This window comes from Scytonema sp. HK-05, assembly GCF_963872035.1.
Lineage (GTDB): Bacteria > Cyanobacteriota > Cyanobacteriia > Cyanobacteriales > Nostocaceae > Kalymmatonema.
On record NZ_CAWMYC010000100.1, the window covers coordinates 68,887 to 84,344 of the forward strand.

18 protein-coding genes and 1 pseudogene are annotated in these 15,458 nt (G+C 43.7%); 12 read left to right on the plus strand and 7 right to left on the minus strand.

Translation table 11 applies throughout. The annotated features are described in order from the left end of the window. The first annotated feature begins 80 nt into the window (after positions 1-80). The 8 genes from AACT52_RS41410 to AACT52_RS17040 all read left to right on the plus strand — a co-directional run bounded on the left by AACT52_RS41410 (position 81) and on the right by AACT52_RS17040 (position 5,778). Positions 81-212 carry a DUF6290 family protein gene (locus AACT52_RS41410; protein WP_443216656.1) on the plus strand — a complete coding sequence of 44 codons (132 nt, stop codon included), beginning with the start codon at positions 81-83 and terminating at the stop codon, positions 210-212. Positions 213-464: 252 nt separating this feature from the next. After that, positions 465-1,361 carry an isoaspartyl peptidase/L-asparaginase family protein gene (locus AACT52_RS17010; protein ID WP_073632519.1) on the plus strand — a complete coding sequence of 299 codons (897 nt, stop codon included), beginning with the start codon at positions 465-467 and terminating at the stop codon, positions 1,359-1,361. Positions 1,362-1,579: 218 nt separating this feature from the next. Continuing rightward, positions 1,580-2,854 (plus strand): ATP-grasp domain-containing protein, encoded by a 1,275-nt coding sequence (locus AACT52_RS17015; protein ID WP_073632521.1) that lies wholly within the window; start codon positions 1,580-1,582, stop codon positions 2,852-2,854. Positions 2,855-2,887: 33 nt separating this feature from the next. Next, entirely contained in the window at positions 2,888-3,322 is a 435-nt protein-coding gene (locus tag AACT52_RS17020) for a hypothetical protein (protein ID WP_073632523.1), read from the plus strand. Positions 3,323-3,495: 173 nt separating this feature from the next. After that, positions 3,496-4,047 carry an NUDIX domain-containing protein gene (locus AACT52_RS17025; protein WP_073632525.1) on the plus strand — a complete coding sequence of 184 codons (552 nt, stop codon included), beginning with the start codon at positions 3,496-3,498 and terminating at the stop codon, positions 4,045-4,047. Continuing rightward, entirely contained in the window at positions 4,047-4,658 is a 612-nt protein-coding gene (locus AACT52_RS17030; protein ID WP_073632527.1) for a hypothetical protein, read from the plus strand. Before AACT52_RS17025 ends, AACT52_RS17030 begins: the two co-directional genes overlap by 1 nt. 3 nt (positions 4,659-4,661) lie before the next feature. After that, entirely contained in the window at positions 4,662-5,060 is a 399-nt protein-coding gene (locus AACT52_RS17035; protein ID WP_073632529.1) for a DoxX family protein, read from the plus strand. Beyond that, positions 5,053-5,778 (plus strand): DUF72 domain-containing protein, encoded by a 726-nt coding sequence (locus AACT52_RS17040; RefSeq protein ID WP_073632531.1) that lies wholly within the window; start codon positions 5,053-5,055, stop codon positions 5,776-5,778. The genes AACT52_RS17035 and AACT52_RS17040 overlap by 8 nt, the downstream gene beginning before the upstream one ends. 144 nt (positions 5,779-5,922) lie before the next feature. On the opposite strand, the pseudogene AACT52_RS41415 reads toward AACT52_RS17040, so the two are convergent. Together AACT52_RS41415 and AACT52_RS41420 are read right to left on the minus strand one after the other, a co-directional pair. After that, positions 5,923-6,027, minus strand: a pseudogene (locus tag AACT52_RS41415) (hypothetical protein); the annotation flags it as partial. Then, positions 6,015-6,155 (minus strand): hypothetical protein, encoded by a 141-nt coding sequence (locus AACT52_RS41420; protein WP_158054667.1) that lies wholly within the window; start codon positions 6,153-6,155, stop codon positions 6,015-6,017. The gene AACT52_RS41420 and the pseudogene AACT52_RS41415, both read right to left, overlap by 13 nt. Positions 6,156-7,160: 1,005 nt before the next feature. Here AACT52_RS41420 and AACT52_RS17050 point away from each other — a divergent pair. After that, positions 7,161-8,624 carry an MFS transporter gene (locus AACT52_RS17050; protein WP_073632532.1) on the plus strand — a complete coding sequence of 488 codons (1,464 nt, stop codon included), beginning with the start codon at positions 7,161-7,163 and terminating at the stop codon, positions 8,622-8,624. 273 nt (positions 8,625-8,897) lie between these two features. Here the strand turns inward: AACT52_RS17050 and nuoB are convergent, their stop codons facing one another. The 5 genes from nuoB to AACT52_RS17075 form a co-directional block, all read right to left on the minus strand. Further along, on the minus strand, positions 8,898-9,596 hold the full coding sequence (gene nuoB, locus AACT52_RS17055; protein ID WP_233153978.1) for an NADH-quinone oxidoreductase subunit NuoB: 699 nt from the start codon (positions 9,594-9,596) through the stop codon (positions 8,898-8,900). Positions 9,597-9,889: 293 nt separating this feature from the next. Next, on the minus strand, positions 9,890-11,071 hold the full coding sequence (locus AACT52_RS17060; protein WP_073632534.1) for a PAS domain S-box protein: 1,182 nt from the start codon (positions 11,069-11,071) through the stop codon (positions 9,890-9,892). Positions 11,072-12,142: 1,071 nt separating this feature from the next. Continuing rightward, positions 12,143-12,346 (minus strand): 30S ribosomal protein S21, encoded by a 204-nt coding sequence (gene rpsU / locus AACT52_RS17065; RefSeq protein WP_073632536.1) that lies wholly within the window; start codon positions 12,344-12,346, stop codon positions 12,143-12,145. 162 nt (positions 12,347-12,508) lie between these two features. After that, on the minus strand, positions 12,509-12,823 hold the full coding sequence (locus AACT52_RS17070; protein ID WP_073632538.1) for an RNA recognition motif domain-containing protein: 315 nt from the start codon (positions 12,821-12,823) through the stop codon (positions 12,509-12,511). A gap of 199 nt (positions 12,824-13,022) precedes the next feature. After that, on the minus strand, positions 13,023-13,331 hold the full coding sequence (locus AACT52_RS17075) for a hypothetical protein (RefSeq protein ID WP_073632540.1): 309 nt from the start codon (positions 13,329-13,331) through the stop codon (positions 13,023-13,025). 110 nt (positions 13,332-13,441) lie between these two features. Between AACT52_RS17075 and AACT52_RS17080 the strand changes: the two genes are divergently transcribed. The 3 genes from AACT52_RS17080 (at position 13,442) to AACT52_RS17090 (ending at position 15,219) form a co-directional block, all read left to right on the plus strand. Continuing rightward, complete coding sequence (locus AACT52_RS17080) at positions 13,442-13,573, plus strand: hypothetical protein (RefSeq protein WP_272937107.1); 132 nt, start codon at positions 13,442-13,444, stop codon at positions 13,571-13,573. A 108-nt stretch (positions 13,574-13,681) separates the two neighbouring features. Next, positions 13,682-13,867, plus strand: a complete 186-nt coding sequence (locus AACT52_RS17085) for a hypothetical protein (protein ID WP_143172813.1) — start codon at positions 13,682-13,684, stop codon at positions 13,865-13,867. Positions 13,868-14,271: 404 nt separating this feature from the next. After that, positions 14,272-15,219: a calcium-binding protein gene (locus AACT52_RS17090; RefSeq protein ID WP_073632544.1), complete on the plus strand. Its 948-nt coding sequence runs from the start codon at positions 14,272-14,274 to the stop codon at positions 15,217-15,219. Positions 15,220-15,458 lie beyond the last annotated feature (239 nt).

Sequence of the window (15,458 nt, forward strand, 5' to 3'; positions counted from 1 at the left end):
ACTACAGTGCCTTTCGCAATTTCGGCATATCATTATAGTAGCACTATTATTGCTACGTTGTGTATATGCCAAGAGAAAAAATGCTGAGAGTTCGATTGTCTGAAAAAGAGTTTGAAATATTGAAAGAGTATGCTGAATCAACGGATATGCAAATCTCAGAAGTTATTCGAGATTTTATTAAAGACCTAGCACGTTTAAAAAAGCCGTCCTAGAAGGACGGGGCAACAGAGACCCATTTTTTCGGTGATTGATCAACCCGTTGAAGCAATTTCAGTCAAAAATTAGGGGTGTAAGGGGGTAAGGGAATAGGGGTGTAAGGGGGTGATTGGTGGGAGCTTGGATCCAAACGGTTTCGGGGCAGGGTGTACAAAAATACAATTCCCTCTTTTTCCCCTTACACCCTTACACCCTAGACCCCTACACCCTTAGCTTGGTCAAAGGTTCATAGGAAAAGAAGGAAATTTATGACACTAGCTATTATTGTTCACGGTGGAGCAAAAACCATTTCAGAGGATAAGGTTGCAGCCAACAAAGCTGGGTGCTTGGCAGCAGTAGAGGCAGGTTGGGCAGTGCTGACTAAGGGAGGCACTGCTGCAGAAGCCGTTGAGGCAGCCATCCGCGTTCTAGAAGCTGACCAGACGTTTAACGCCAGTCTGGGCGCGACTCTCAATAGCGAAGGGGAGGTCGAGTTAGACGCGGCAATCATGGAGGGCGCTACCTTAGGTTGGGGGGCAGTGGCAGCAGTTCAGGGTGTACGTCATCCGATCTCGGTGGCGCGGAAGATTATGGATGAAAAACCCCGGTTCCTAGTCGCACGCAGTGCCGAACGCTTTGCCGCAGAGAACGGACTCGAAATGTGTAAAAAAGAAGACTTGATTGCCGATGAGCAGTGGCACGAGTGGAAGGAGGAGCAGGAAGTTCTGGATCGCCCCAACACCGTCGGTTGTGTGGCTCTAGATGCTAACGGTATCTTAGCAGCTGGAACCTCAACAGGGGGCACCACGGGTCAGCTAGCCGGTCGCGTTGGCGACAGTGCGGTTATTGGCAGTGGCTTGTATGCTGATGGGAAACTGGGGGCTTGCTCAACAACGGGTGATGGCGAGTCGATTATCCCGGTGGTTCTGGCGAAAACTGCGATCGATTTCCTAGGTGGAGACAGGCATCCAGACGAAGCAGCGCAGATGGCGATCGACACTTTGAAATCTAAGGTTACAGGAGAGGCTGGGTGTATTCTCTTAGACCATCAGGGACGGGTTGGCTGGGCGTATAATTCGTCGCACATGGCTTGTGGTTATATGACCACGGAGCTGGACAAGCCAGCTGTGTTTACTAAAAAAGAAGCTAGTGCTTTGTCGCATTAATTCTGGTAGGTTGTAGAGACGTTGCATGCAACGTCTCTACAGGGTTTTGATGATACCAAACCAATTAAAACTAATGCAAGAGACCGCTAAATCTTACTGAAATTAGTGCGAAATTTTTCACGTATCGTTTCTGCTTGCAGATAGAGGAATCAAAATTCTGCAAATAATACCTTGTTTGTCAGGTAGATGCGGAAGTGAGTCTTGAAAACATTTTTTCTATGAACTTAACATACGATTTTCAGTATTTTCACGGTTCTTCTTTTTCTGATCTGTTTGCTCAAGACATCATTGATGCACATTATGGGCTCATTTTAAATTACCCTGCAACTGCAAGTTGGGCGGCTTACCCCAACACAAAAAAATACTTCATTCAAGACGGCAGTAGTGAAGCCACCAAAACTCCCTTCAACAAGCTTTGTCAGAAGGAACCTTGGAAAAATCTGGCTGTGTTAGGTGATGCCATTCCAGGAATTGTCATTGTTGAGCCGCCAAAGTTGCTGATTGACTACTGGCGAGAGCATTTTGGCTTCAGCTATAGCAGTATGCAGACGCTAGACTGCTCGCTTTATCTGGATGACCTCAGCCAGAGCGATCGCTTTGACAAACTCATCACTCTATTTCCCTTTGATAATCTAAAACCTGAAAAACACGCCGTCTCTCCAGAGACTCACTACCGCTTGCTTGACAAAGTGACGCTAGCCGAGCTAGGGGTGCAATGTCCGAAATACGAGAGCTACAATCTGCACACTAAGAGTCTCGAAGACATTCAGTTACCGGAACAATTCCCGTACTTGATCAAAACGTCCCACGGACTTTCAGGAGAAGGCACTTACATTATCAACAACGCCAGCGATCTGAACTACTGCTTAGAAGAACTCAGGAAGTATCTCGATATTAAACTGCTAGATACGATTATTGTCTCGGAGTTCGTTAAAAATGCGGTGCAGAACTACTGCGTGCAGTTCTATGTCAACAAAACGGGAGATATAACGCTCATCGGTACCACTCGCCAACTCGTCACAGAGGAGGGCACCTATTTAGGGGGACTGATTCACTACCGCGAGACGGACATGAGCAAATTCTTTGAGATGATTGCCGCCATTGGTGAGTATGCTCATAAGGTCGGTTATTTCGGCTTTATTGGCTTCGACGTGTTGGAAGATAAAGACGGACAGCTTTATGCGATCGATGCCAATTTCCGAATCAATGGCTCAACTCCGCTGTGCTTACAGCGCCATACCCTACTGTCCCTTGGAAAGGAGGTCGCTAAATATTCCACCGACTACCGCATGGATGGGACATTGGACTCAATTCTAGTCACCCTAAAACCAGAACTGGATCGTAAAGACTTTATCATCCTGTCGGCTTTAGAGAAGGTCAAATACGGAAAAATTTATACCGAAATTTCCGGGATTGTGACTGGAGAGACAATCGAGGAAATGCAGCACATTGAGAAGAACCTACAGGATAAGGGATTGCAGTCGCTTGCTTAAACAGCATGATCATTTGTTAGAGGAGCATAAAAAATGGTATCAACTCTTGATAACACTAAGCGCCTTTCAATTGCAAATAATCAAATGACATGGAAGTATATATTTCAACTAAAGGCTGTAATCAATTGGGTCGAATCTGTATTTTTGCTGTTATCCGACCAATGGATTCGTGAGTTGCTTGGTGAGAAACCCCTCATCAATGCTGAATACTCACACCTATTTCTCGCGTTGGTCTTTGTTATCGGGATTGGCTATTGGTGGGTTGGTCAGGACATTGATCGCAATCACGGCATCATAAAACTTGGAATCATAGCGCAATCTTCGGTCTTCGTTGTGCTAGCTTATCACACCTTGGTAGGCAAGCTTCACCCATTTTATTTAGTTCCAGGTGTTATTGACCTTACCTTTGCAATTCTCTTTGTTGTGTTTTTAAACTCTTACGCTCGAACTAAACCGGCTCTCGAGTGATTTTTAGTGGTCTTTGTCATTAAACAAGAGTGCAAAGGTCAATTTTATGAAAATCAAACCACAGATGCACACAGATAAACCTTGCCCTTGAGCGAAGCGAAGGGACAGATGAATTATCTGTGTACATCTGTCTTTATCTGTTTGTGTGTGACTTAATAGCGAGAAAACTCATCATGCCACAAAAAAATGGTCCTTGGACAATACAAGAAACTAACGAGAAATTCCACGATTCGTTTATTCATGTCCGTGAAGACGAAGTTCTACGACCTGACGGGCAACCTGGTAAGTATGCCACGGTTAAAATGAAACCTGCCGTTGCTATTCTACCGATAGATAACGATGGTTATGTCTATCTGGTTCGGCAATTTCGCTATGCTCTTGGTAAAGATAGTATCGAAGTTGTATGCGGTGCAGTTGAGGAGGATGAACCTAACATTGAGGCAGCGAAACGTGAAATTGAAGAAGAAGTTGGAATCAAAGCATCGGAATTGATTGAGTTAGGTGTCGTTGATTTAGATACATCAATTGTTCATTGTCCTGTGCAGATGTTTTTGGCAAAGCAGTTAACAAAAACAGAAGCCAATCCAGAAGGAACGGAAACGATAAAAACAGTTAAAGTTTCTCTCGATGCAGCGGTACAAATGGTGATGGATAACACTATCACACATGCACCAAGCTGTGTGCTAATTCTTAAAGCACGTCACGGATATCTCAACTCTAACTAATGGTAAACGTCAATATAAAACAAGGAATTGCATACACTTGGGGGTCTACGGCTGAAGAGAGGCTGATGTCGTTCCCATGCGATCGCTATATAGAAAATAGTGACGAGGCATATTTCCGAGCTATAAATGTGAAAGCACCAACTCAGATTTTATTTCGATGGCTATGTCAACTGAAAGTTGGGTCTTACAGTTATGACTGGATTGACCGCCTCGAAAGAATATTTTTTCCTGTTCAAGATTCAATATCAGACCCTCCAAGTCCAAAAAAACTGCTTCCTGGTGTGGAAAAATTAGCGTCTGACCAAAGAGTTATGGGTGTTTTTAAACTTGTTGAGTTTGAACAAAATCGACATTTAACAATAGTAATGGATGACGAACGAGCTATTACAATGTTTGGTAACATTGCAGCTAGTTATGTCATTTTGCCAATAACGGAAAACACTTGTCGCCTGATTCTCAAAGGGCATATTCGCTATCCCAGAAATATCTTTTGGTCATGGATTCGCCCTTTTTTGCCCTGGGGAGATTTATTGATGATGCGTCAGCAATTTTTGAGGCTAAAAAATCTAGCTGAATCTCAAGCTAACTGTAGCGCTGAGGTAAAGATTTAGAAAATGAAAAAGTACAAAATAGTCTTCCAAATCATACTTGCGATCGGGATGGTAGTCGTTGGTGCTTTGCACTTTACGCACCCAGGTGGATTTGAGAAGATTGTGCCGGACTTTCTTCCCCACCATCTGGCATTTGTTTACACTAGCGGGTTTTTGGAAGTTTTGGCTGGGGTAGGATTATTAATTCCTGGTGTCAGCCGTTATGCAGCATGGCTTCTGGTTGTACTTTATATTGCTGTTTTTCCCGCTAATCTTTATCAGGCAGTTAATAACATCAAGGTTGCAGCATTGCCACACGATCCGCCACTCATTTGGTTGCGACTTCCTTTTCAGGTTTTCTTAGTCGCTTGGGCTTGGTGGTTCACAAAAGAAGAGAGTAACAACAAACAACTGAATGGGTAAGCTGCAAATCGGTACAAGTGGTTGGGTTTATAAGCATTGGATGGGCATTTTCTATCCATCACATTTGCCTAGTGACCAGCAACTATCATTTTACGCCCAGCACTTTTCCACTGTAGAAATTAACTTTTCTTTCTACCGTTTGCCAGAGCGGTCTGTGTTTGAAAGTTGGCGTGAGCAAACACCATCTGGGTTTCTTTTTGCCGTCAAAGGTAGCCGCTACCTCACTCACATGAAAAAGTTGAAAGACCCCCAAGAGCCGCTATCTCGGCTCATGGAACGGGTAGAAGGCTTGCAAGAAAAGCTTGGTCCAATTTTATTCCAGTTTCCTCACACTTGGCACCTCAATCTTGAGCGTCTTCAGCCCTTTTTGGAGTTACTGCAAACATACCCGCAACAACGATTTACTTTTGAATTCCGTCACTCTAGCTGGCTGATTCCACAAGTGTACAAATTACTCGAAAATGCTGGTGCAGCCCTTTGCCTGCCAGTTAGTCCAACCGTACCGCTAGATGTTCGCCTGACTGCGCCTTGGACGTATATTCGTATGCATACCGGACAATATGGTGTTGGCTACAGTGATGAAGAACTATCTATTTGGGCGAACCGTATCCGCTTATTTCTTCAACAGGAAGCTGACGTGTACATATACTTCAACAATGACCCTGATGGTCATGCTATCCACGATGCTCAGCAGTTATGCAAGTTACTGGGGTATTGATAACTAGCATTCCTTGAAATCTTGCTTCATTTCTTCTGCGTGGCAAAAACGCACCACATGATAAAAACTGTAAAGCCTACATAGGCTAATACAGTTAGCCATTCTTGCCACCTACTAAATGTGCCGTTCATCAACTTTAGCCTCTTTGTAAATGATGTTGTATTCTCGCACATCTACACCTGCGGTATGGGCAGCTTGTCTTGCACCAGTGGCGAGGGTAGTGTTGAACCCAACGATCAAAGAGACGGAATTGCCGTTGTTGCTCTGCTGTTGCGGTTGCGATTGCGTCCCGCACTGCCCCGAATCGCGATCGCTCGCGCTTTCATCCCGTTGTGCTTTCTCGTAACCAACCCTGAGAAATCTCTTTTTGTAAACATATGTGAAGCAGCACCCCGTGCCTCACTTTTGAGATAGGATAGCACTCAGGGCAAACGCCGGAATGTCAATAAGAACGTCTCAATTTCAACAAAGCCCAAAATAATCGTATTAATGTTTGCTTATTGACAAAATCTTAGGCGCTCGCCCCCAGCGCAGTGCTATGTAGGGCGATCGCTTTAACTGGAGAAAAATAACTCTAATGATCAATTCTGATTCTTGCGTTGATACATTAACCAAGGTTTTTGTCAAGACTAATTTAGATACGTTTGCAATGGTAGTGCTACGCCATTGCATCGTATACCTGCTCCATCAAGCTGATATCAATCACGCGTAAAAACTCTTCTGGTGTTGTGTTGTCGAAAGTAGCAAAGACGACCATTCTCAGTGAAAACTAAGAATTCCTTTACATAAATAATAACTCCCAAGAAGGAGTTTGTGAAAACTGAAATTATATTATCCTAGGTAATATAGGATTTATTTGATAAATATATTTATCATAATAAAACTCCTCGAAAATAAGGGTTATTTCATTCTTCCTGATTTTGCCAGAAACTCAAGTTCTACAGCAACTAGCTTAAGTTGGTTTTAACAGACTAAAATTCTGAGTTTCATTCCGTCTGTTAAAACTGACTTCGGCTATTACCGAGGGTACTTGCGTACCGAGGTTCCCTCCAACCAAAGCAAAGTGTCCGTGCCGGAAATTTATTTCCGGGTCATCGTCCATAGAATGAAATAGGCTTGTCTGAGAAATTGTGTAGGAAACCAAAATTATGACTTTTGTGTGGCAGATTTTGGTTATAAGCTGATGCTCGTTTACATTGCACTTTTTTCTGTTGAGGCAGTCCATAGTTAATACTTACTATGGACTGTCTTCACGAGTAAGTAAGCAATTTCAATGCGTCACAGCTTATTTATGAAATTCTCTATAGCGTTTACTTAGTAATGCTGATAGGGGAAGGAGTTGCTATTACAGGATTTAACTTTTTAAATATTGGCTATACAGTATGTTCAGGCAATCAGAAGATGACTTATTAGTAGAAACGAGTCCTCTCCCTATTCAGGAAATCGCAGAAGATAGGGCAATCACAGAGACGCTACTTCCTCCAACTCCAAAACTGCTTTTTAAAATTTCTAAGCCGGAAATTCGGACAAGCCTCAGGGCGTTAACTTTTGAGAGTGTCTTCGCTACGGTTTTTTACAGTATCATCGGCAGCGCGTTGCTCACTAATTTCTTGCTGGAGCTGGGTGCCGGTCCAGTGGAAATTGGTCTTTTAGCCTCGATTCCTCAGTTGGTGAATCTGCTCCAACCGCTGGGAGCGTATCTGGTAGACAGAAGTCCTAGCTTCAACTGGTATTCGATGTGCATTTTCGTCCCGTCGCGGCTACTGTGGGTGATTCTCGTGCCAGCCATTTGGTTCGTCACCTCAGTCACCTCTAATATCACTGGGGATCAAGTGGTGCTGTTGACATTGGGAATTATCTTGGTGACTAATATCATCGAAGCTTTGGGCCGTGCTCCCTTTTTGGGCTGGACGGCTGTGTTAGTCCCACAGCGGTTGCGGGGGCGGTATTTTGGCTTTCGCAATAGTCTTGTGAGCTTGACGAATCTCATCGGTGTGCCGCTGCTGGGTCTAGCGGTATCGACCTGGCCCGGTGGAACACTCCAAGGCTACGGTGTGGTCTTGGTTCTAGGAATTGTGTTTGGGCTAAGTAGTCTGGTCAGTCAGTTCTGGTTGACCGATGTGAACCCGCAGCTTTTAAAAGTCGCCCATTCAGAGACATCCCAAGTGCAGTCAGGGGGAATAGATCTTAGCTTCCTCAAAGACGCCAATTTTTTGAAGTTTGTATTTTACATTGCTATATGGTGCTTTGCCGTTAACGTCAGCGCTCCCTTCTTTAACCTCTACATGCTGGATAACCTGGAGATAAATATCAGTGTAGTCACTATTTATACTGGTATTTCTACTGGTGCTAACATGCTGCTGCTGCTTTTGTGGGGCAAACTGGCTGACCGAATTGGGAATCGCCCACTCCTGGTATTCGTGGGATTCTTGGTGGGGGTGACACCTTTGTTCTGGCTAGGAACTGGAGCTGATCCAATTTCCCTTTGGGTCTGGTTACCTTTGTTGCACGTGCTAACCGGTGGAACATGGGCGGCAATTGACTTGTGTACCAACAATCTTATGATGGCAGTGGCACCGCTGGGTAATCAGTCCAAATACTTCGCGATCACGGGGGCGGTTGCTGGTGTGAGTGGGGCAATAGGAATCACCGCTGGTAGCTTTCTGGCGACTCAGGCTGGTGGCGGTGGCTTGCTGGGGCTGTTTGTTCTCTCAGCCGTCCTACGAGTGGTTGCCCTCCTGCCCTTGCTTTTTGTTCAGGAGGAGCGCTCTGTGCCTCTGGCTCAGCTAATGCGAGTCCTGTTCCCAGTTAGGCAGCCAACAGAGCTGATTGAAGCAGAGAAATAAGTTTTCGGAATTTCCAACAAATAAATTATCCCCTAACAGTGGGGTGGGCATCCCGGAGCGCCCAGTTTATAGGACGCTCCCCAATCCCATCCCACAAGAAAAAGTTGGATATTTTTTAATTTGGAACTCCCTTCAATCACCTATATTTATTTGCCGGTGGTGAATGAAGAAAAGTCTTCCTATAATCTCCCTTATTTAGAGAAATTATAGGAAGACTATTTACAGTAGCGCAAGAGGATTTGAGGCAGGTTACGTTTTTTCTAGTGACCAATTTCAATCATTAGAATTTAAGCTCTCTGTTTCTGATTCGTTTCTCATAGTCATAAGAGCGGGAGGTACTGGCATTCCCATTGCTTGTGCAAGTGCTTCGGGTGGCTTCTGGCGAGAAGGCGATCGCAAATATTCACCAGTCAGAATGTGATTCCCTACCTTCAAGTTGTGCCTAGTGCTATAGTAGCGATGGGTTTGCGTAATTTTGCCCCGCTCCTGCATTGAGTCATTAGATATTTTTTTGCGAAGCTTGATGATAGCATCCATAATTGCCTCCGGGCGGGGCGGGCAACCGGGTATGTAAACATCTATGGGCAGAATTTTATCAGCTCCGCGAACAGCAGTATAAGAATCGGCGCTGAACATACCGCCGGTGATCATGCACGCTCCCATTGCAATCACGTATTTCGGCTCAGGCATCTGCTCGTAAAGGCGCATTGTCGGTTGAGACATTTTCATGTTGAGAGTGCCTGCCAAAATAATTAAGTCAGCTTGACGCGGGCTAGCACGAGGAATGAGACCAAATCTGTCAAAGTCAAATCGTGAGCCAATCATGGCAGCAAATTCAATAAAGCAGCAAGCCGTACCGTACATCAGCGGCCATAAACTGGAGAGTCTAGCCCAGTTATAGACGTCGTCTAATGTCGTCAAGATGACGTTTTCCGAGAGTTGATTAGTCACCCCGTAACTAGCTCTTGACATTATTTGCTCTTTCCCAAATGAGCTATTGGGATTAATATCATTGGAATTCATCATCTTATCCCAAAGAGTTTACCAATCAGATGAAGGATAAACAATGAAATATTAATCCCACTTAATGAATTCACACTTCTGCCTTCATTTGCTGTCTTTTTCCTAACATAAGTTCTGTCATTAACAGTTCCTTCTGTCTTTAGGAAGGGGCATCTGTTAAATTGTTCTGTGCTTGCAAATACAAAAATTAAATTGCTAGATATCAAGAAACCGTAAAATTGTAAGTGATGCCATGAATGCCATTAATGAATATCTTTGAGAATCATATGGTTTCTAGAGTCAAAACAAATTTTTCCTTGTTTGTGTAACTTGCCTATCAGTCGTGTAATAGTTACCCTCGTCGTGCAGCAGGCGCTGGCAAACTCTTCATGAGTGAGGCGAACCAAAAGGCGAGTTCCCTCTGCCACTGGTTGACCGATTTCCTGTTTTAAAAGCAGTAACAATTGGTGAAACCGATCTTGTACCCTTCGTCTTCCACAAATGGCTAAAAAAGATTCTGTTTGCCGTAACCGCCGATTGATTTTCGGTAACAAAGTATGGCTAAGCATTGGCAAAGCTGCAATTTCTGCGAGGTGTACTGGCACTAATTCCACATCGGATAAGGCTGTTGCTTGGTAAATGTGCAGCGCAGTCAGACTGGCACCAAAAACCATTCCTTCGCCAGCTAACCCAACCAAGACTTCTTCGCCCTTTTCACACAGCGTACTCAGCTTCACCCAACCTTCATGAATATACCAAATCACTTCCGCGTTGAGAAGGATAGTTTCTCCTTTGCAATATTTATGCGAAGAGCGGTCTTGACGCAAGTCACAGTTATCCTTAAACAGTGTTGATTCTACTTGCTGGCGCTCAGTAATGTCACGCACTAGCCAACGTAGTGCTATTGGCTTACCCTGCTGATTGCGGACTACTCCTACTGTCATGGCGGCATCAAACAACTCATCGCCGCGTTTTTGCATACGTATAACTAACTCTTTGACCTTGTTGGATTCGGATAATTGGATAAGGAAGCCACGAAAGGTCTGACGGTCTTCTAACGTCACGAAGTTAATAATTGGTTTGCCCACTAGATACTGCTGTAAGTAGTTGAACAATTTAGCAGCAGCACAGTTAGCTTCTTGAATGATGCCCGTGCTATCAGTTACCAAATAGCCGTCTGGTGCAAACTCGAATAAATCCTGGTAGCGTTGGCGTTCCGTTTCCAGTAAATTTCGTGTTTGTATGAGTTCTTCATTTTGCTGATGGAGTTCTTGTGTAGCCAAATGTATTATTTCTGAAGCGCTCCCAAGTTCGACGAGAGCTTGCGGTAACGTATCTGGCATGACAGGCATCGTGTTTAGATTGTCGTACAAATCTGCTAAACGCCTATACATTCGGTGTGTGCGTTGGACAAATTGGTCAATTTCTAACTTGTTTACATCCATTTGAAATTCTTACTACAAAGTTTGCAGAGGTTGAGCAAAAATCTGACAAATAGGGTTGGTATCAGGTGTAGGAGTTCAAAATAATTCGTAATTATTAATTTGTCATTCTCATTGAGTTATAAAGTACGAATTATGAATGACGAATTACTAATTATTTCCCTGATAGCCGTACGAGAGCTAAGTATTCCACCAGAAACAAGTTAAAAACATCTCACCAAAATTGAGAAGCTTCTAAAAATAGAAGATGCTGATAACATAATAAATTAAAAATTCAAAAGTCTGACTTAGTTTGGCAAATTTATCATTGGTTAATTGTGTGAAAAAGTTATCTTTTCAATCTTACAAATATTAAAAAATGATGAAATAACTAAAGGAAAGTAATATTGAATTTTAATTGATTACAAAAAAATGCTTATGAATGTAACCACATAATTAACTATCTTTTGAATTAAGAGCATTAATAAGTATAATAGATGCCTCTGTTTTAGCCAACTTCTATCGGAAGAATAAGTTAACTTTAAGTTAGCTTGTATATGTAGATACAATTAACAGCCCTGACCAGAACCCCAGCAATAGAATGGCGGGATTTCCTTGCCGATTTACCCGATAGGTTTTGTTTACCCCTTCTGGTTTAGCATTTACCCAGCACAAGGTGTAAAGTAAGACCCCAATTCTCCGAGGGTGTTTTTCTATCTGAAGTATAGAGCATTACATAATAAGCTTTATCTCTTCTGGATGTAGATCTGTTGCCAAACAAAAGCCAAGATAAAACTAAAGCTGTTTAAAGCTCCTCATTGCAACTGAGCAGTGTAAGAGCCTCTGGTAAGCGCCAGAGGCTTTTTTTGTGACCGATCCTTGTGAGAGCAAAAAAGTAGTCCAAAGAGAAGAAGGCTGAAAATCACAAAAAATTTATGTAATGCTTATGAGGGCAAAACTGAGTCTATAGAGATACTGACGCCTTCTGACGAATTGTACTAGTGAGGGCCTGTTGCTTTGTTCAAGCAGTCGCTCTCCCACTTTTGCAGACTTGCCTCGCTTACCTTACCGTGTCCCTGGTTAAGCGTGTCCTCTTCAATGACTCCGGTCACGGAAACGCCTGTTATGTCGCTGCTGCCTGTGTCTCGCAACTGCTTTACGCTTGTGTTTCTCCAGAGGCGTTTCAAAGTGACGATGTTTCTTCATATCTGGAAAAATTCCCGCTTTGGAAACTTCTCGCTTAAATCGACGTAAGGCTGATTCAATTCCTTCATTTTCGCCCACAATTATTTGGGTCATTCTCTCTCCTACTAAATTGACTTAATTGGTAGCTGGATATAAGCAATCCAGTAAAACCCGAGCAAAAAAGGGCAGACTCCTTATCTGCCCAAAATACCCGAGAGTTCAATTATTTCTTTGGGATGAAACGATTGGAGAAGGAGCCAACACTCATCTCAAAGCTTAGTAGCGTCGAGAATATCCTCCACCACCACCACTATTGTTTCGTCTACCACCACCAAACGAATCTCTGTCTTCGCGGGGCTTAGCTTTGTTCACTTTTAGGTTACGACCCATCCACTCAGCACCGTCAAGAGCCTCGATCGCTGCGGACTCTTCTGCCTCTGTTCCCATTTCTACAAAGGCGAAACCTCGTACACGACCCGTTTCCCGGTCTGTAGGTAATTGAACGCTCTTAACAGTTCCATACTCTGCAAAGACCTGTTTGAGGTCGTCTTGTTCAACCTCATATGATAGATTGCCGACATAAATTGACATAAAAGATCTCCAGAATCAGATAGTAGTGTAGAGAGTTAGATTCGGAGAGACACTTGTAATAGATAAAAACAAATTGCACAACCGAATTTAATCCTATAAGGTGAGGATAACATAGAATTTAAAAGTGATGATGTCAACTTTTGAGAAAATTCCACCAAACAAAATAGACATTCAAAAGTTGCTTACGTAGTGGCTTGATTCAAGCTGCCAACGCTCCCACCACAGGCACCCAACACCTACTTGGCAGCAGTGTATCAGCTTCTGGCAGCGCGGCGAGGTTGCAACGCTGCTCTGTTGCCGCAAGGTGGCGATCGCTTGTCCGCATGAGAACCGCTATAAGTCCCGCCAGCATTCGTGACAAGTTAAGAAAACCGCCAAGTGAGCGATTGACTGGCGGTAACTGAACTCTATAATCAAACTTTCGGACAAAATTAAATTTACCAACAGATTCTGAGGAAAAAATGAAGCTCCCGGCATTGTGGCAGCAGGCTGCTCCCCGATTTACCAAAAAGATGGGTTTAAAGCCCCATCCTTCGTTTGACGGCTTTGGAGCGCGAATTATCTCAAGTACGGTACAATAATAAATGGCAATGCGGTAATACGCCTAGATAGCCAACGTTGGTAGCTCGCCCTTCGGGTTCAGCAGTCGCTCATGGGGGAAACCAACGCCAGTTACCTACGGAGGGAAACCCTCCTGCAGTACTGGCTCCCCAAGACGGCGCTGCTTCACCATCCACAATGCTCAGCTGAGTGCTCTTGTTGTGGGAATGAGAAATAAAAAGAATTGAATAAATCCTTTCAAACGCGGTCGGACAGTCCGTGTACGCTTGTGGACGTATCCGCTCCGGGGGCATCTGAATGCTTGCATTCAGATGCCTAGAGAGGACGGATGAAGCAAGAATCCTCGTACCTTTAGGTCGAGGAGTGTCAAATAGCAGTATGCCTGATGCCTTGCAAGAAAGGGCGGATAAAAAGAGCACCTTGTTGCATCAAGTGACAACACTCATGCAGTCTGCTTCTTACACCAGTTTGCATCTTTATTGAGGTACACCTTTTCAACTCAACTGCCAGATAGGGAGCAAATTTTACTTCTGAGCGGAGCTTTCGGAGTCTCCGGCTCCGCTCAGAAGCGACTCACGCTCCCGGAATGCTGGTGTAGCTCGTATGTCACCCCATCAGCAGATGGCATTTTATGACATTTACGATAACATTTTATGGCTATCAAAGAAAAATAGCGACACGGTAGTTTGCTGCTAGGCGAGTTCTGAAATGCTTGTTAAATTTGAGTCATTCCCCATCACTGTGGATGACCACCAAACATTCTTTTTGCGGCACAAATAAGAGGTGTCACAAGTTGTGTGATATTTCTTTACAAAACAATGAAAATTGCTCAACAATCACAACTCTCGAGCTGATTGTTGAAAGTTGATTCTTGAAAAAGGAGCTTTATGGCAGTTATTTACGGTACTACAGGAAACGATGATCTCAAAGGAACTCAAAGCAATGATTCAATTTTTGGTGATAAAGGAGATGACGTTCTTATCGGTCTAGTCGGTGCCGACTTTTTAGAAGGTGGACAAGGTAATGACAACATAGAAGGCGGCGACGGTGACGACATTCTATATGCTGGACTCAGCAAAGTACTATATGCTCCCGGTTACGGAGGAGACCCAAACAGCGAAAATTTCTTGTATGGGGGCAAAGGTAACGACCAGCTATTTGGCTCTTTAGGTAAGGATTTCCTGTTCGGTGGAAGTGGGAATGACCAAATTATAGGTCTTTCTGGTGATGACTATTTAGATGGTGGCGACGGTAACGACAAATTAGATGGTGGGTTTGGCAATGATACCCTCATTGGTGGCAATGGAGATGATATTTTATACGATGGAAGTTACAAGACTGGCAGCGGTAATGATTTGCTCTATGGTGGAAATGGAAATGATATTCTCGATGGTGGAAACGGCAATGATTTCCTTTTAGGTGGAAAAGGAGATGATATTCTCACTGGTGCTGGATACATACCCACTGGTCCTTCTGGTGGTAGCTATGGAGTAGGTGAAATAGACATCCTGGTTGGAGGAGAAGGCAGAGATAGATTCAACCTTGGAGGGCGAAACGCTGCTGGTACCTACTCTGCTTACTATGATGACTATAATCGGACAACTGCTGGTAAGAGTGACTACGCTATCATTACTGACTTTAATCCAAGTGAAGATATTATCCAGCTTGTCGGAAAAGCGTCTGACTATATTTTGGGATCATCTCCTACTGATTTAGCGCAAGGGGTAGCCATCAACCTTAAAAAGCCTAATGGTGAGTTGAATGAACTCATTGCAATTGTGCAAGGTGTTTCGAGTTTGAGTCTTGACAGTAGCTACTTCAGATTTCTTTCTTAGAGTCTTACTTAGCAAGGCTTTTGAAAACTACATACCGAGTCATAACAGCTACGCTATTATGAGCTTAATAAATAATTAAGCTGGTCAATCGCAGACACCCAATAATCAGAAGACGAAAACGATTAAAAAAGTGCTTATCGGTCTTAGCAATTAGCTTTACATTAATTGGTGTTGTTCTTGCTCTGGATATGGCTAGTACCGCTCCCTAGAAAGCCAAAAGGAGTTCTGAGTCTTTTGTC

Coding starts and splice junctions, on each gene's coding strand:
- AACT52_RS41410 (WP_443216656.1), top strand. CDS start 81: ATGCTGAGAGTTCGATTGTCTGAAAAAGAGTTTGAAATATTGAAAGAG.
- AACT52_RS17010 (WP_073632519.1), top strand. CDS start 465: ATGACACTAGCTATTATTGTTCACGGTGGAGCAAAAACCATTTCAGAG.
- AACT52_RS17015 (WP_073632521.1), top strand. CDS start 1,580: ATGAACTTAACATACGATTTTCAGTATTTTCACGGTTCTTCTTTTTCT.
- AACT52_RS17020 (WP_073632523.1), top strand. CDS start 2,888: ATGGTATCAACTCTTGATAACACTAAGCGCCTTTCAATTGCAAATAAT.
- AACT52_RS17025 (WP_073632525.1), top strand. CDS start 3,496: ATGCCACAAAAAAATGGTCCTTGGACAATACAAGAAACTAACGAGAAA.
- AACT52_RS17030 (WP_073632527.1), top strand. CDS start 4,047: ATGGTAAACGTCAATATAAAACAAGGAATTGCATACACTTGGGGGTCT.
- AACT52_RS17035 (WP_073632529.1), top strand. CDS start 4,662: ATGAAAAAGTACAAAATAGTCTTCCAAATCATACTTGCGATCGGGATG.
- AACT52_RS17040 (WP_073632531.1), top strand. CDS start 5,053: ATGGGTAAGCTGCAAATCGGTACAAGTGGTTGGGTTTATAAGCATTGG.
- AACT52_RS41420 (WP_158054667.1), bottom strand. CDS start 6,155: ATGTTTACAAAAAGAGATTTCTCAGGGTTGGTTACGAGAAAGCACAAC.
- AACT52_RS17050 (WP_073632532.1), top strand. CDS start 7,161: ATGTTCAGGCAATCAGAAGATGACTTATTAGTAGAAACGAGTCCTCTC.
- nuoB (WP_233153978.1), bottom strand. CDS start 9,596: ATGTCAAGAGCTAGTTACGGGGTGACTAATCAACTCTCGGAAAACGTC.
- AACT52_RS17060 (WP_073632534.1), bottom strand. CDS start 11,071: ATGGATGTAAACAAGTTAGAAATTGACCAATTTGTCCAACGCACACAC.
- rpsU (WP_073632536.1), bottom strand. CDS start 12,346: ATGACCCAAATAATTGTGGGCGAAAATGAAGGAATTGAATCAGCCTTA.
- AACT52_RS17070 (WP_073632538.1), bottom strand. CDS start 12,823: ATGTCAATTTATGTCGGCAATCTATCATATGAGGTTGAACAAGACGAC.
- AACT52_RS17085 (WP_143172813.1), top strand. CDS start 13,682: ATGCTTGCATTCAGATGCCTAGAGAGGACGGATGAAGCAAGAATCCTC.
- AACT52_RS17090 (WP_073632544.1), top strand. CDS start 14,272: ATGGCAGTTATTTACGGTACTACAGGAAACGATGATCTCAAAGGAACT.